The sequence below is a fragment of the Larkinella terrae genome, assembly GCF_009668025.1.
In the GTDB taxonomy this organism is placed as follows: Bacteria; Bacteroidota; Bacteroidia; order Cytophagales; family Spirosomataceae; genus Larkinella; species Larkinella terrae.
In genome coordinates, this window is record NZ_WJXZ01000014.1 from 1,318,215 (window position 1) to 1,334,996 (window position 16,782).

A 16,782-nucleotide genomic window follows, 5' to 3' on the forward strand; every position below is an offset into this window, starting at 1 on the left:
GCTGTTCATTGTTCATTTTTAATTGTTCATTATAATGTATAAAAACATGACAATTGATTCTCATCAGCATTTCTGGTTCTACAATCCGGAGCGGGACAGTTGGATTACGGAAGATATGCAACGGATTCGGCGGGACTTTTTACCCGCCGATCTGGAACCGGTTTTGAAACAGAACGGCATCGATGGCTGCGTGGCGGTTCAGGCCGATCAGTCGGAGGCAGAAACACTGTTTTTGCTTCAGCTGGCCGAAGCCTACGCGTTCATCCGGGGCGTTGTCGGGTGGGTGGATTTGCGGGCCGAAAATCTGTACGATCGACTGGAATTTTTCTCGCAGTTTGAAGAGCTGAAAGGATTTCGACACGTCGTTCAGGGCGAGTCGGAAGACTTTATGATGCGCCCGGAATTCATTCGCGGTGTTCGGCAATTGGCGGCTTTTGACTTCACGTACGACATTCTGATTTACCCCAATCAACTGAAAGCCGCCCTGCACCTGGTGCGGACAGTTCCGGAAGTTCCGTTTATCATCGACCACCTGGCCAAACCCTATATCAAGGATAGGAAAATCGGCACCTGGTCGAATTACATGGCCGAGATTGCCAAAAATCCGAATGTGTATTGCAAAGTGTCGGGTATGGTAACGGAAGCTGATTGGCAAAACTGGAAACCGGACGATTTCCGACCGTATTTGGATGTCGTTTTCGAACATTTTGGCCCGGACCGGGCGGTTTTTGGCTCCGATTGGCCCGTTTGTCTCGTGGCTGCGGAGTACGATCAGATGAAAAGCATTGTCGAGGATTATCTGAAACCGTGGGGCGAAGACGCACGGCAAAAGGTGTTTGGCGACAATGCCATTAAGTTTTATAATCTTTAATACGCACGGATCGGGCGTGGCTACGCTTAAGTTCGTACCATTTTTTATTCACCATTCTTACCAGAAACTTCATGGACTTTAGTCCGTGGGTACGTTTATGAACCTGAACCTACAAGACAAAATAATCATCGTAACGGGCGGAGCAAAGGGCATTGGCGAGGGGATCTCGACCGTGCTGGCCGCCGAAGGTGCTATTCCGGTGATCATTGGGCGGAATGAAGCGGACAATCAGAAAGCGGTTTCGGCCATCACGGCCGCGGGTGGCAAAGCTTTCCAGATTGCTGCTGAACTGACCAAACCGGACGAATGTAAAAAAGCCGTTGAGCAGACACTGGCGCAGTTTGGCCGGATCGACGGCCTGGTGAACAATGCGGGCGTTAACGATGGGGTTGGCCTTGAGAAAGGTGATTATGAGCGGTTTATGCAATCACTTCATAAGAACATGGTTCATTATTATTTGCTGGCCCATTACGCATTGCCCTCCCTAAAAGAATCCAAGGGAGCCATTGTCAACATCACTTCCAAAACCGCCGAAACCGGTCAGGGAAATACCTCGGCGTATGCTGCGGCCAACGGCGGTCGCAACGCCCTGACCCGCGAGTGGGCGGTTGAGTTGCTGCCGTACAGCATTCGCGTGAATGCCGTTGTAGTGTCGGAATCGTGGACTCCCTTGTATGAAAACTGGATCAAGACGTTTGATAATCCGCAGGAAAAACTGGACAGCATTGTATCGAAAATACCGCTGGAAAAACGGATGACAACGCCGGAGGAAATTGCCAACATGGTGGTCTTTTTGCTGTCCGATAAATCCAGCCACACGACGGGCCAATTGATCTATGTCGATGGGGGCTATGTCCACCTGGATCGCGCGCTGACGTAATCAAGAGTGATTGAGTGGGCTGCTAACCTGCTGATTGTGGGCCAATTTCAACTTCCTAATTCCCTGACTTTTCATGGCATCCGTTCCATCTTCAAGTACCGCCAAAGTTTCCAGCTCGACGGGCAGTTATACGCTGGCGTTCGCGCTGGTGACGAGCTTGTTCTTCCTGTGGGCCTTCGTCCATAATCTGGAGCCCATTCTGATTCCCCACCTCAAAAAAGCCTGTCAACTAACTGATTTACAGTCGGCCCTGATTGACTCAGCGGTTTATCTGGGTTATTTCATTATGGCACTACCGGCCGGTTACGTCATGAAAAAGTACGGTTACCAACGGGGCATTATCGCGGGTCTGCTGATGTACGCTGCGGGCGCTTTCCTGTTCGTTCCGGCCGCCGATACGCGGATGTACGGTTTTTTTCTGGCGGCTTTGTTCATCATTGCGTCGGGTTGCGCGTTTCTGGAAACGGCGGCTAACCCGTACGTAACCATTCTGGGAAATCCGGCGACGGCAACGACCCGGCTCAATTTTAGCCAGTCGTTCAACGGTTTGGGTGCATTTCTCGCACCGGTTGTGGGCGGAAAAGTGATTCTCAGCGGCATCGAACATTCCGAAGCTGAACTGACAGCCATGTCGACCGAGCAACTCAATAGCTACTTGCAATACGAAGCCAATCAGGTGAAAATGCCGTACGTGGTCATTGGACTGGTGGTGGTGGCCGTTGCGGCCCTGTTTATGTTTACAAAACTGCCGGACATCAGCGATTCGGAAAAGAAAACGCCATCGACGCTGGGTTCCGTGTTTCGGCACCGGCACCTGCGGTTGGGTGTCATTGCTCAGTTCTTTTACGTGGGAGCCCAGGTCTGCGTGACCAGCTTTTTCATCCGTTTTGCCAAATTTTCCAGCGATGTTCCCGAAAAAACCGCTGCAGAATGGCTGGGCTGGGCGATGCTGGGCTTCCTGATCGGTCGTTTCATCGGCACCTACCTCATGCGGTTTATTCCGGCCAATCGGTTGCTGACAATCTACTCGCTGATCAGCGTTGGGCTGTTACTGGTCGCGATGACGATGAAATCCGACATTGCAGTTTGGGCCATTTTCGCGGTTCCCTTTTTCGAATCGATCATGTTCGCAACAATCTTTTCGCTGGGAATCAATCGGTTGGAGGAAGATACCGAGCTGGGCTCATCATTGCTCGTAATGGCCATTGCCGGTGGTGCCCTGTTCCCGGTCGCGATGGGATACATTTCCGACCAGAGCAACATCAAAGTCGCCTACATCGTACCGCTGCTTTGCTTCCTGGTTGTCGCGTACTACGGCTGGAAAGGATATCAACCGGAAACCAATGAGTGGAATGGGCGAATGAGTGATTGAGCGAATAGCTACCGCAATTCAGTTAATTCAGAAGCTTGATCTTTGATCTATTCACTCAATCGCTCATTCACTCATTCAAAATTAAATCTATGCGTTACTGCCTTGCTCTTGACCTCGTTGATGATCCGGTTTTAATTGCCGAGTACGAGAAATACCACGAAAAATTGCGACCCGAAATCGAAGAAAGCATTCGGTCGGCAGGAATTACCGAAATGGAGATTTACCGCATTGGCAACCGGCTTTTCATGATTATGGAAACGGATGAAACGTTCTCGTTTGAAAAGAAGACAGAAATGGACGCCGGAAACCCAAAAGTGCAGGAATGGGAAAATCTGATGTGGCGGTATCAACAGGCCTTGCCAATGGCAAAACCGGGTGAAAAATGGCTGTTGCTAAATAACATTTTTAAGCTTTAACGGACCGTTGCCAGTTAGAAAACGTCAGTAACGGGATTTGTGCGTATTTTTGGCAGAAACCAGCCCAGGCGAAAGTATGCGAATATTTCTCTTTCTTGCACTTCTGTCAATTGAATTTTTCCAGGAAGCGAATGCCCAGTCGACCGTTACCGTTCTGACGTACAACATTCACCACGGGACTAACGCGCAGGAACACAATACCATCGTTCAAATTGGCAGGTTGATTCGGGAATACAGCCCGGATATCATCGCCCTGCAGGAAGTGGACAGTGTGACGACCCGCAGCCGACGCCAGGATCATCTAGGGCAGCTGGCACGACTGACCTCGATGTTTCCGCTCTACGGCAAAGCCATCGATTTTCAAGGAGGTAAGTACGGGACAGCTATCTTATCGAAGTACCCTATCATTGCCAGCCAGAAGATGATGTTACCGAATCCGGATAAAACTGAACAACGGATTTTGCTTTGTGCGTACGTGGAGTTGCCGAATGAAAAAACGATCCGGTTTTGCAACTCGCACCTCGACCAGCAATCCCCGCTGAACCGGAATCTGCAACTGGCATTTATCGATAAAACGCTGGAAAACAGCATTCAACCCGTAATCTGGTGCGGTGATTTCAACACCGACCCCGACGATCCGGAGATCGAAAAGCTGATGGACCGCTGGCGGGATGCCGGTAAAGATTCGCACACCTCGACGCTGGTGGGGACCGGGGCACGGATCGATTACGTCATGAGTCTGAAAAAAAGTGAACTGGAACTGACCCGATACCGGGTTTTAAATGTTCCTAAACTGTCGGATCACTTGCCGGTTCTGGCAACGTACCGTTTCCGAAAACCCAAAAAAAATGGGCGGTAATCGGATTACGGATCGATTTCGTTAATCCGGTTGAAACCGCCCGACGTAAACTGCTCACTTACAATGAAAGTCGCACTTTTTTTGCCGTGCTACGTTGACCAGTTTTACCCGAAAGTTGGCATCGCGACGCTCCAACTGCTCGAAAAACTGGGTTGCACGGTAACCTACCCGCTCAACCAGACCTGCTGCGGGCAGCCGATGGCCAATTCTGGTTTTGAAAATCTGGCGCACGACTGCAATGAGTTATTTGTAACTAATTTTGGGGATAATTACGACGCGATCGTCTGTCCGTCAGGGAGTTGTGCGCTGCACATCAAGCACCACCTGCATTCGGACAAACGCGAAGCCGATGCGCAGCAGATCCGCAGTCATATTTACGAGCTGACCGAATTTCTGACCGACGTGCTGAAAGTGGAGCAGTTACCGGCCCGGTTTCCGTATAAAGTGGGACTGCACCAGAGTTGTCACGGACAGCGCGGATTGCATCTTTCCCAGATGTCGGAACTGGTGGCAGCGCCCTATTCCAAACCGGAAAAGCTGTTGCACATGGTCGATGAGCTGGAGTTGATCAACCTGGAGCGGAAAGACGAATGCTGCGGTTTTGGCGGAACGTTCTGCGTGTTTGAAGAAGCGGTTTCGTCCCGAATGGGAGTTGATCGGGTGGAAGATCACGTTCGCAACGGAGCCGAAGTGCTGACCGGTGGAGATATGTCTTGTCTGATGCACCTGGAAGGGATCGTTCGGCGGAAAAAATACCCGGTGAAGGTGATGCATATTGCCGAAATACTGAATCAGACGTAACCGCTGAAAAACCGTCGAGGAGATTTTTCAACTGGAGGAAACCGATCAGAGCGAATGCCGAATTTATATATTCTTGCGGGATGTAACGGCGCCGGAAAAACCACGGCGGCTTACACAATTCTGCCGGAAGTACTGAATTGTCGCGAGTTCGTCAATGCGGATGAGATAGCAAGGGGGTTATCGCCGTTTCAACCCGAAACCGTAGCGTTTGAAGCGGGGCGAATCATGTTGCAACGGATTGATTATTTGCTTGAACACAACGTTGATTTTGCATTGGAAACGACGCTTTCGACGCGGTCTTACGTTCAGACAATCAAACGGGCGCAGGCAAAAGGGTATGAGGTTCGATTATTTTATGTTTGGCTGGAGTCTGTCGAAATTGCCAAAGAACGTGTAGCAATTCGGGTTTCAAAGGGAGGACACAATATTCCGCCTGATATTATTGAAAGGCGTTTTGAACGTAGTTTGGTTAACCTAATGTTACTGTATTTGCCTATATGTGATAATTGTTTAATTACGAACAATTCGTATGGTGAACTTCAGATTGTTGCAGAATTTACAATGGGCGAAGTAATTGATATAGTTGATGAAAAAGCCTGGCTAGGTATTCAACAGTATGGAAAAAAGTAAATTAACACCCGAAAGCCTGAAAGTCGTTGAAGGAATGCGGCTGGCATTCAAAAGGTTAGTTGAGAGGACGAAACGTGAAGATGGGGAGTTAGTAGTTTGGCGTGATGGCAAAGTCGTCCGTGTAAAAGCAAAAGATTTGTAATGATGAATCACTCCGAGGCCGCCGAGAAATTTACAGAAGACGTTGATCGGACCACCTGGCACGATAAAACCTTGTGGTTTGTGCGTGAAAAACGCGATAAAGCGGTTTTTCAAATCCCGGAATGGGAAGCCTTACGCGAAGCCGCTTCCCGAATTAAGCATAATGCCTTGTCCAACCTGGACGAATATCTTCTTGAGTTTGAGCAGAATGCAGTCAAAAACGGGGTCAAGGTTCACTGGGCCGCCGATGGGCACGAACACAACGAAATTGTCCTGCAAATTCTGAAAGAAACCGGTGCGACTCAGATGGTTAAAAGCAAGTCGATGCTGACGGAGGAATGCCACCTGAACGAGTTTTTGCTGGAAAAGGGTGTCGATGTGGTCGATACGGATTTGGGGGAACGCGTTGTGCAACTCGCCAACGAACCGCCCAGCCATATCGTGATGCCCTGTATTCACTGGAAAAAAGAAGAAATTGGGGAGTTATTTCACGAGCACCTCGGTACGGAAAAAGGCGCTTCTGATCCCAAGTATCTTGCCGAAGCAGCTCGCCAGCATTTGCGCGAAAAATTCATGACGCGTCGGGCTGCGCTGACTGGTGTCAACTTTGCCGTTGCCGAAACGGGCGGTTTTGTGGTTTGCACAAACGAAGGAAACGCCGATATGGGCGCTCACCTCGCCGACGTCCACATTGCCAGCATGGGTATTGAAAAAATTATTCCGAAAGCCCGACACCTCGGCGTATTTCTGCGGCTTTTGGCCCGAAGTGCCACAGGACAGCCCGTAACGACGTATTCCAGCCATTTTCACCGGCCACGCAAAGGCCAGACGATGCACATCATCATCGTCGACAACGGCAGAACCACGCAATTGGGCCGCCCGGATTTTCGCAATTCGCTCAAGTGCATTCGGTGTGGGGCCTGCATGAACACCTGCCCGGTTTACCGCCGGAGTGGTGGACACAGTTACCACAACGCCGTGGCCGGGCCGATTGGCTCCATTCTGGCCCCCAATCTTGACATGCGGAAGAACGCCGATTTGCCGTTTGCGTCAACACTCTGCGGTTCCTGTTCGAACGTTTGTCCGGTCAAGATCGACATTCACGATCAGCTCTATAAATGGCGGCAGGTGCTGACGGCCGAGGGCTACGTGGATTCGGCTAAAAAGCAGGGCATGAAGCTGATGGCGAGCGTGTTAAGCAATCCAAAGCTGTACCGGTTTTCCGGAAAAGCGGGCCGGACCATGATGCGATTTGCACCCTTTTCGGTGTCGAACCCGCTCAATCCGTGGTACAAACAGCGCGAAATGCCCGAGCCGCCCAAGGAAAGCTTCCGGGAGTGGTATGTTAATCGAGAGAAGAAATAATTAACAATGAACAATTAACAATGAATAATGGCAAGTGAACAGGACCTGTCAGTTGTTTAGGTGTTCATTATTCATTGTTAATTGTTCATTCCTTTCAAAAAATGAACAGTCGCGAACGTATTCTTGCTGCCATTGGTCAGAACAAACCGGAATATCAGCCCTTGCCGGAGGTGGCTACTTTCCAGTCGGATTATCCGGATTTGGTCGCCAAGTTTTCCGAAATACTCCGGTTTATTGGCGGGACGCCGGTTTTGGTGGCTGATTATGAGGAAGCCGAAAAATACATTCGCCAGACTTACAGCGACTTACCCCGCATTGTGAGTAAGGTTCCGGCTTTGCAGCAATTGGCTACCACCGAATGGGACGTTATTGACCCGCACCAACTGGAAACTGTCGATCTGGCAATTATTCAGGGTGTATTCGGAGTGGCTGAGAACTCCGCCATCTGGGTACCGGAGGAGCGTGGCGGTCACCGGGTGTTGCCGTTTATTTGCCAGCATCTGGTCATGATTCTCAATGCGTCGGATATCGTTCCGAATATGCACGATGCGTACGAACGGCTGAACGTGGGTGAGTCCGGTTTTGGCGTTTTCATTGCCGGGCCGTCAAAAACGGCAGATATCGAACAGTCACTGGTGATTGGAGCCCACGGTGCCCGGAGCCTTTCAGTAGTGTTGTTGCAAAATTCATAAGTAAAAAGTGATAGGCCATATTGTAAAAGCCGTATATTGGGCGAAAACGGACAGCAACGTGGCAACCATTTATCTAGATACCTGCACTCTGCGGTCCTGGCGCGATGGCGATGAATTTTCGTTATCCGAGCAGGCCAACAATCGGAAAATCTGGGACCGAGTCCGTGATTTTTTTCCGCACCCCTATACCGTGCGCGATGCCAGTTCGTGGATTCGAATGAATCGCTCTTACCAGCAGCCGGTTAATCTGGCCATTGATATTGACGGAAAAGCAATCGGAAACGTCGGTTTTACAATCAAAGAAGATATTTACCGCCACAACGCCGAAATTGGCTACTGGCTGGGGGAGTCGCACTGGGGACAGGGAATTATGACCGAAGTGCTGCCAGCGATGGTCAATTATATATTTACCAACTTTCAGGTTAACCGCCTGTTTGGGTGCGTGCTGGAAGGAAACAACGTGTCCATGCGGGTGTTGGAGCAGGCCGGTTTTCGGGCAGAAGCCGTACTGAAAAAGGCGGCCATCAAGAATAATCAGTATCTCGACGAACATATCTTTGCACTGCTTCGCGAAGAATTTGTGGCCCGTCAGGGCCGTATTTCCCTTGCCAGAAAGGAGTAGGTTCCCCAGAAAATTGTTTCTTTGCATCCATGCCAAAAATTGTCATTGCCATCGACGGCTTTTCCAGTTGTGGAAAAAGCACGACGGCCAAACAGGTTGCTGCCCGGATGGGTTACGCTTACATCGACACGGGCGCTATGTACCGGTCGGTTAGTTTGTATTTTCTTCAGAATCACATCGCTCTGACGAACCCGAAAGCGGTTCAGGATGCGCTGCCGCACATTCATATCACCTTCAATTTCAACCCAAAAACCGGCCGGAACGAGACGTGTTTAAACGGGTTAAATGTGGAAGAGGAAATTCGGAAAATGTATATTTCCAATATTGTAAGTGAAGTCAGTGCGATTCCGGAAGTGCGGTATGCGATGGTGGCCCAGCAACAGAAACTGGGGCGCAAAAGGGGCGTAGTGATGGACGGACGAGACATTGGAACGAAGGTTTTTCCAGACGCCGAATTGAAAATATTCATGACCGCCGACCCGGTGATCCGGGCGCAGCGCCGGCAGATTGAACTGCTGCAAAAGGGAGAAATGATTGGCCTGGATGTGATTCTCGAAAACCTGAAAAAGCGCGATTTTATCGATAGTAACCGTAGCGAAGGGCCGCTTCGCAAAGCGGAAGACGCTATTGAACTCGATACGTCTTATCTGACGCTGGATGAGCAGATCGACTGGGTCATTCAGCAGGCTGACGAAAAAATTTCCAAGCTTCACCGGAAAGGGCATTTCAAACCGATCGATGCATGACTGCTGATTACCTGATTGTCGGACAAGGGATTGCCGGTTCGGTGCTGGCCTGGACGTTACACCGGCGCGGTAAAAAAGTCGTACTCGTCAATTCATCCCAACGCCCTTCGGCTTCACGGGCAGCGGCCGGAATTTTCAATCCACTGACGGGCAGAAAACTCGTTCGGACCTGGAAAGCCGATCAGTTATTTCCTTTTCTGAAAACCTTTTACGCCGAAGTAGAACGGGAACTCGGCGTACAATTGCTCCATTTCACTAACATTTACCGGCCATACCGTTCGATAGAGGAGCAGAATTCGTATCTGGCCCAAACCGCAGATGCTGCGATTGGTCAGTACGTAGCGGAATCGGTTGATAATCAGGCATACCGCCCTTTTATTCACAATCCCTTCGACGGACTTGAAGTTACAAAGTCGGGCTGGGTCGATGTACCGGTTTTTCTGGAAGCCATCCGGTTTTTTTTTCAGGAAAAAGAGCAGTATATCGAGGCTGATTTTGATTACAAGTCATTAGAAATCACTGAGGAAGCGGTTTTATGGAATGGGCAGTCATTCCGGAAGTTGATTTGCTGCGAGGGACCGCATGCATCCGAAAATCCGCTGTTCAGCTGGTTGCCATACAATCCGGTTAAAGGCCAGTTGCTGGAGGTGACGATGGACAATTATCCGATCACCAACATCGTTAATCAGGGGGTGTTTATAATGCCCGTTGAATCAAATCTTTACCGAATCGGAGCGACTTACACCTGGCACGACATCGACTGGCAAACAACCGAAGATGGAAAAGTGTTTCTGGAACAGAAATTACAGGGATTGTTGAAGGTTCCGTATCAAGTTGTCGGGCAGCGCGTAGGAATCCGTCCGGCAACAAAGGATCGACGGCCTTTGATCGGGCTGCACCCGGTTTTTCCGGCCGTCGTAATTTTCAACGGTTTGGGTACCAAGGGGGTATCGTTGGCGCCCTTTTTTGCCGACCAGTTTGCCGACTACCTGGAAGGTCGGAAAGAATTAGACCCGGAGGTGAATATTGAGCGTACGTTTTCGTTATATTACAGAGAAAATAAAGTCGTTTAGGGGAGGACATTGCCGGTTAAGTTGTCGTTCGTCCAAATTTAATAGCGTGTCTGTCCTGAATCGTTGCCAAAAAGTAGCGTCACTTATGAGTAAGCAATTTGTACTTTGCATAGCCGGATTGTTACTGGTATTACAGGGAGCGGTGGCCCAGAACTATCCGTCTCAGGAACAATTCGGGCGAAACCGCATCCAGTACCGGAAGTTCGACTGGAAGGTGATCAAGACTTCCAATTTTGAAATTTACTTTTATCAGGAAGGCAATCAGATCGCCAATCTGACGGCGCAATACGCCGAAACGGATTTTGATCGGATCACCGAAATCCTTGGGTACACCCCTTATAACCGGATCAAAGTTTTTATCTACAATTCTCCGCAGGAACTTGCCCAGAGTAATATTGGCCTGAGCGCGCCCAGCGGAACGAACTACAAAGAACTCAGTTTGGCCAAATCGCGCCTGGAACTGGCTTTTACGGGCGATCAGATTAGTTTCCGCAAGCAACTGATTCGGGAAGTCTCGCTGCTTTTTGTGTACGACATGCTGTACGGCGGTAGTTTGAAAGACGCCCTGCAAAGTTCCCTGTTGCTCTCCCTGCCGGAATGGTATATGCCGGGTATTGCCGCGTACATTTCGGAAGGCTGGAGTGCGGAAATGGACGATTACATGCGGGATGTGGCCATGACCCGCCCGGTCCGAAAACCATCTACGCTGGTAGGAGAGGAAGCGATGTATGTTGGCCAGTCCATCTGGAGTTACATTGCCGAGCGCTACGGAAAAGATAATATTTCCAATATACTGAACCTGACCCGCATCATCCGGAATGAGCAGAATAGCATTGCCAGCACCCTCGGTGTTCCGTATTCCCGGTTTCTGCGGGAATGGCGGGAATATTACTCGTCGATGGCAAAACCGATTGTGGACGGGAACAAGTCGGGGGAAGATAATTTTCAGCTGACGGTTTCGAGCCTGAAAGAACCTTCGCAATTGACCAGCCTGAAATTAAGCCCCGACCAGAGTCATTATGCGTACGCAACTGCCTGGCGGGGAAAGTTTGAAATTGCCATTGTGAATACCCAGACGCAAAAGAAGCACCTGATTCGTAAAGGAGGGTATAAGCAGGATGAGTCTCCGGTCAAACTGGCTACTCCGCTGGTAACCTGGCAACGGGACAATTTGCTGGTGCTGACCGAAGAAAAAGGAGAGACACACCTTTATATTTATAACATCAAGGACAACAAACCCAAGCTGAAGCAGCGGATGGTGGTTCGCGGGGTGAATCAGGTGGTGGATATGGATGCTTCCGACGATGGGGCCAGTGTGGTATTCAGTGCCGACCGGCGCGGGCAGAACGATTTGTTTCTGTTCAGCATTGGTCGTGGAACGGTGCAGCAGCTGACCAACGATTTGTACGACGATCTTTATCCGCAGTTTATTGGTCGCACGCGCCAGATCGTATTCTCCTCCAACCGGCATATCGATTCACTGGGGATTGACAAAGGAAGTTATAAATCCATCCGCAATCAGCTTAGCCTGTTTATGCACGACGGAACCCCCCGCGCCGAAGCCGTTACCCGACTGACCGACTCACTGAGCATCGCGATGCGGCCCGTGGCAGGCACCGAAAATACGATTTACTACCTGGATGATGCGACCGGTGTTCGGAACCTCGCCCGGTTGGATGTAGAAACCAAAACCAGAGAATTTGTTACGGCTTTCAGTCAGAATATCCGTCGCTTTGACCTGAATCCAACTTCGGGGGCGATGGTTTATAGTCAATTGAAAAATGGCAGTGAGGTGATCGGTTTTCGGTCGAGGGTGAACCTGAGCCAAACATTGCAATTGCCGTTGACCCGTCGGGCTACGGTTCAGGAAGTACCAAAACCGGTAGCGGCTAATAAACCGGCGGTGGCGGGTACTGCTTCGGGCTCTTCGACCAAAACCGCTGATTCCACGTCGGCGTCAACCCTGAAACTGGGGCCGGGGGAGGTCGATACCGATAATTATCAGTTTGATAGTGATGTTGCCAAAACCATTGAATTTAAACAGCGTCGCAATCCGAACACGAGTGCGTCGGTAACGATACCGCGCTCCCGTCGGCGGGAAAACGTAACAATCCGTGGGCCTTATAAATACCAGGGCCTGTTTGTTGCCAGCGATGCGAGCTCAGACTGGCGCATCGATCCAATTCGGGGATTTGGTTATTTCCAGTCGCTCACCATGAATGATTTGCTGGAGAATCACATTATTCGGGCCGGTTTATTCATCACGACCAATCTTCGAAACAGTGACCTCTTTACGGAATATCATAAACTGGTTAACCGGATTGATTACAGCGCCCGTTTTGATCGGAAAACGATTTTCTCGGATGCGGGCCAATACCAGAAATACCGCTTCAATAAAGTGACGGTTTCGGCTTCTTATCCGATATCGGTTAACAGCCGGTTTACGGTTGCTCCATTCTATATCGTGACCCGCTACCTCGATTTGTTACAGGTTGGGGGCAGTTCGTCCGATTATACCGGTGCCAAAGCGGAGTATGTTTTTGACAATACGACCCTCAACGGTATGAATATGATTGAGGGAACCCGTTTTAAAATCCGGTATGAAAACTACATCGGTTTGACGGAGAAAGTTGAGAGCGGAGTTCGCCGGGGAGCCGGAAGTTTCGACCGAATTTCCCTGGATCTTCGTCATTATCAAAAAATTCACCGGGACATTACCCTGGCACTCCGGTTTTCGGGTAGCCATTCGGCGGGTCCTGCCCCGAAAAAGAGCACGTTGGGCGGGATGGAAAACTGGATTGGTATTTCGGAAGGAATCAAAGATCCGAAAGCGAATAATCCCCTGTTGTTGTCACCCAACCGGGATAACCGCGATGTGTTTTTCCTGGATCTGGCCGCACCCCTGCGCGGGTTTAAGTTAGGCAAGTTGACGGGCACCAGTTATATGCTGGGTAATGCAGAACTTCGTTTGCCGGTGATCCGGTATTTACACCGGGGTCCTGTTACCTCCAATTTCCTGCGGAACTTCCAGTTGGTAGCCTTCAGCGACATCGGGACCGCCTGGGCGGGGAAAGGACCATTCAGTCGGCAGAATAGTTTGAATACTGAGGTTGTCGGTGGAGCTGGTGATCCTTTTCAGGCAACTGTTACCAATTTCAAAAACCCCTTTCTGGTTGGTTACGGCGCTGGAGCGCGGACGATGCTTTTTGGCTACTACGTCAAATTTGATTACGCCTGGGGAGTTGAAAACAACGTGGTGGGAAAACCCGTTGCCTACCTGACGCTCGGCTACGACTTCTGATCGGTTCGTTGCTAAACACAAAAACCCTGCCGCAGGCAGGGTTTTTGTGTTTATGCCCACATGTTTCCTTGCTGATGCAGGATGTGGCATAATTTTAGCTATTATTATTGTACACACAAATTTATTTTTTGACTTCAAATCACAAAAGCATTCTCACTGATTGCTAAAATGGATTGGAAGTAGTGTGCTGAGTAATAGACGGAAAAGAAATAGATGGCCCACTAGAGTTTTAAGATAACAGCTTAACGGCACTATTTTGAGGTAAATCCTTCCGTTTTGAAGTGACTTTTATCGTCTTGAGAAGTCTGAAATAAAGGTAAACTCTGTTTTACAGCGCAAGCGTTTAAAACGGAAATAAAAGGTCATCAGATGAAAGGAACATCTACTTTGCGTACGGATAGGATTCAACAAACTACAAGTCATTGTAGCCCAGGCCGCAGGAGTATCATTGGCGTCAATCGACCTTCACAACCTGAATCGATACAGGCATCTCCAGAATGGGGTGAAAATGGTCATCTAAATCCGCGCCAAACCATGAGTACGTTGACTGCGCAGACGAATGTTACCTCCCAGCATTCGTGTATTCCGGAAGGAACTAGTTCGAATTTAGTATATTCAAATTATTGCTTGTCAAAACAATACATTTTCTCTTTTAGTCAGCAATTCAAACCCGTTACGATGCGGCTTTGGCAAACGATTCTGATGGTTTTATGCAGTGTGGGAATGGTCGTTGCGCAAAACCCGAATCTCTATGTTCATAAAAAGATAAGCAATTCCAGACCAGCCCTGAATGAGGTTGTTTCGTATACCGTTGTCGTTGGTAATGACGGCGATGCCTCAGCGAATGGGGTTGTCGTGAATGATAACTTAGGTGCCGGAGCCAAGTATGATTCCCATACTGTATTAAAAGGAGCCAATTCATTTACACCCGCTACGGGCAATTGGAACATAGGTTCAATTACCGCCGGAGATTCCGTTGTATTGGAATTGAAAGCAAAAGTTGTTGAAAGGGGAGTTTGGTTTAATACCGCCGAAGTGATTGCGAGTCAGGGAACGGATCCCAACTCGGTTCCGAATAATCATCTTTTAACGGAAGACGATATTGCAACGGTTTGTTTTTCTGTGCCGCTGGAATGGTACGACGGCGACGAATTTACAGTAACCATTCCGATTTCCCTGACCAATGTTCAATGGACCCGAAATGGCCAGAGTCAGTTTGCTGCCAATTTAGCTGTTGCAACGGGAAGCACCCTGGTTATAAAATCGCCGGGTAATTATTCATTCTCGGGCCTATTGGGAAACTGCTCCGTGAGCGGTTGTTGCGCCATTGAAGTCATTCCGGGACCCGCTTGCCAGATCATTCCCACAGCCATTGCCAATCCCACCTGCGAAGCTAGTCCGTTGATCTTAAGCGCATCCGCTACGGGTGGGAGCGGACCGTATCAATATGTCTGGACGGGACCAAATGGCTTTAATAAAACCGGTCAGAATCAGACGATACCGGTTGCAACCTTAGCCAATGCGGGAGTTTATACCGTAAAAATTACGGATGCCAATAACTGTACTGCCATCGCCAGTACGACTGCGCTGGTGGGAACTTTACCGATTGCGATCTGTAATTCACCGGTTTGCGAAGGCGGTACCATCACCTTATCCGCGACCGACGGTGGGACAACGTATCATTGGTATGGTCCCAATGGATTTACAAGTACGCTGCAAAGTCCAACCATTCCCAATGCAACGACTGCCAATTCGGGTAGTTATACAGTCGTAATTACCGGAGCTGCAGTTTGTTCCGGAACGGCTATAACCAGTCTGAAAATACTGCCCAAACCAACAATAGCTCTTTTTGTCAGCAACAGCACCTGTGTTGGCGGAATTTTGAGTTTGTCGGCTGTTGCCAGCGGTTCTGCAGGACCGTATACCTATATATGGACAGGACCCAACGGTTTCTATCAAACCGGGCAAACTGTAGTAATAAATAACGCTCAACTGACAGACTCTGGTAGTTACACGGTTACGGTGGTGAGCCAAAGTGGCTGCATCGAAAATAAGGTAACGGAGCCGGTAATTGTAAAAACGTGTACTTGTAATCCATTGGCAGGAGCAGTACCGCCCTCCGTCTGCGTAGGAGGAGCGATAAGTCTGACCGCTTCTAATGGTTTCAATAGTTATAGTTGGACAGGCCCTAATAATTTTACTTCTGCCTTGCAGAATCCCATCATTTCAAACGCTCAACTAATCCATAATGGTCTTTATACACTCACTGTAACCGGTCCAACCTGTACAGGATCCGCAACTGTGAATGTCATGGTAGTGGGTCCACCAATTGTTGAGGCATCATCGACTACTTTCTGTACCGGAAATGTGGCCACGATACAGCTGACGGCCTCCGGGGGTGGCAGCTACGGGTGGACGGGTCCCAATGGCTACAGCAGCAGCAGCCAGAATCCGGTGATCAGTCCGGCCAGTGTGAGCAACAACGGTAGTTATACGGTGGTGGTGAGCACTGGTAATGGGTGTACTGCGGTGCAGACCACGAGTGTGGTGGTGGGCACCTGTGCCCCGAGCTGTAACCTCAACGCCAGTGTGGTGTCATCGCAGACAGCGGTGTGTGCGGGGGGCAGTGTGGTGTTGACCGCCAGTGCGACGGGTAACGTGGGCAGTGTAAGTTATCAGTGGAGTGGTCCGGGCTTAGGTGCCAGCAGTGGCCCGAGTGTAACGGCGAGTAACTTAAGCAGTACGAGTACCTATACGGTGGTGGTCAGTGAGGGAGGAGTCAGTGGCTGTAGTGTGACCAAAACGATTACGGTAGTGGTCAACCCGGTTCCGGTGGTGAGCAATGTAACGGCCAGCACGGTGTGCAGCAATGGGGTAGCCACGATTCAGCTGACGGCCTCCGGGGGTGGCAGCTACGGGTGGACGGGTCCCAATGGCTACAGCAGCAGCAGCCAGAATCCGGTGATCAGTCCGGCCAGTGTGAGCAACAACGGTAGTTATACGGTGGTGGTGA

The 16,782-nt window shown here is 49.8% G+C and carries 15 protein-coding genes; all 15 read left to right on the top strand.

Annotated features, from left to right (window positions below):
- The first annotated feature begins 46 nt into the window (after positions 1-46).
- Positions 47-871, top strand: a complete 825-nt coding sequence (locus GJJ30_RS27055) for an amidohydrolase family protein (protein ID WP_154178273.1) — start codon at positions 47-49, stop codon at positions 869-871.
- A gap of 97 nt (positions 872-968) precedes the next feature.
- On the top strand, positions 969-1,751 hold the full coding sequence (locus GJJ30_RS27060; RefSeq protein ID WP_154178274.1) for an L-fucose dehydrogenase: 783 nt from the start codon (positions 969-971) through the stop codon (positions 1,749-1,751).
- Between the two features lie 73 nt (positions 1,752-1,824).
- The gene (gene fucP, locus GJJ30_RS27065; protein ID WP_154178275.1) at positions 1,825-3,123 is read left to right on the top strand and encodes an L-fucose:H+ symporter permease; all 1,299 of its coding nucleotides are present in this window, start codon (positions 1,825-1,827) and stop codon (positions 3,121-3,123) included.
- Positions 3,124-3,212: 89 nt separating this feature from the next.
- Positions 3,213-3,539 (top strand): L-rhamnose mutarotase, encoded by a 327-nt coding sequence (locus tag GJJ30_RS27070; RefSeq protein ID WP_154178276.1) that lies wholly within the window; start codon positions 3,213-3,215, stop codon positions 3,537-3,539.
- A 76-nt stretch (positions 3,540-3,615) separates the two neighbouring features.
- Complete coding sequence (locus tag GJJ30_RS27075; protein WP_154178277.1) at positions 3,616-4,398, top strand: endonuclease/exonuclease/phosphatase family protein; 783 nt, start codon at positions 3,616-3,618, stop codon at positions 4,396-4,398.
- A 63-nt stretch (positions 4,399-4,461) separates the two neighbouring features.
- The gene (locus tag GJJ30_RS27080; RefSeq protein ID WP_154178278.1) at positions 4,462-5,199 is read left to right on the top strand and encodes a (Fe-S)-binding protein; all 738 of its coding nucleotides are present in this window, start codon (positions 4,462-4,464) and stop codon (positions 5,197-5,199) included.
- Positions 5,200-5,253: 54 nt separating this feature from the next.
- On the top strand, positions 5,254-5,829 hold the full coding sequence (locus GJJ30_RS27085; RefSeq protein ID WP_154178279.1) for an ATPase: 576 nt from the start codon (positions 5,254-5,256) through the stop codon (positions 5,827-5,829).
- Positions 5,816-5,971 (top strand): DUF8506 family protein, encoded by a 156-nt coding sequence (locus GJJ30_RS32100; RefSeq protein WP_170299284.1) that lies wholly within the window; start codon positions 5,816-5,818, stop codon positions 5,969-5,971. Before GJJ30_RS27085 ends, GJJ30_RS32100 begins: the two co-directional genes overlap by 14 nt.
- Before the next feature lie 2 nt (positions 5,972-5,973).
- On the top strand, positions 5,974-7,335 hold the full coding sequence (locus tag GJJ30_RS27090) for a lactate utilization protein B (RefSeq protein ID WP_154178762.1): 1,362 nt from the start codon (positions 5,974-5,976) through the stop codon (positions 7,333-7,335).
- Between the two features lie 101 nt (positions 7,336-7,436).
- Positions 7,437-8,027, top strand: coding sequence for a LutC/YkgG family protein (locus tag GJJ30_RS27095; protein ID WP_154178280.1), 591 nt, complete (start codon positions 7,437-7,439; stop codon positions 8,025-8,027).
- A gap of 58 nt (positions 8,028-8,085) precedes the next feature.
- Complete coding sequence (locus tag GJJ30_RS27100) at positions 8,086-8,649, top strand: GNAT family N-acetyltransferase (RefSeq protein ID WP_310588399.1); 564 nt, start codon at positions 8,086-8,088, stop codon at positions 8,647-8,649.
- Between the two features lie 29 nt (positions 8,650-8,678).
- Positions 8,679-9,395 carry a (d)CMP kinase gene (cmk, locus tag GJJ30_RS27105; RefSeq protein ID WP_154178281.1) on the top strand — a complete coding sequence of 239 codons (717 nt, stop codon included), beginning with the start codon at positions 8,679-8,681 and terminating at the stop codon, positions 9,393-9,395.
- Positions 9,392-10,468, top strand: coding sequence for an NAD(P)/FAD-dependent oxidoreductase (locus GJJ30_RS27110; protein WP_154178282.1), 1,077 nt, complete (start codon positions 9,392-9,394; stop codon positions 10,466-10,468). The genes cmk and GJJ30_RS27110 overlap by 4 nt, the downstream gene beginning before the upstream one ends.
- A gap of 85 nt (positions 10,469-10,553) precedes the next feature.
- Entirely contained in the window at positions 10,554-13,769 is a 3,216-nt protein-coding gene (locus tag GJJ30_RS27115) for a hypothetical protein (protein ID WP_154178283.1), read from the top strand.
- Positions 13,770-14,447: 678 nt separating this feature from the next.
- Positions 14,448-16,782 (top strand): DUF11 domain-containing protein (locus GJJ30_RS27120; protein WP_170299285.1); only part of this gene is annotated, 2,335 nt, incomplete at its 3' end.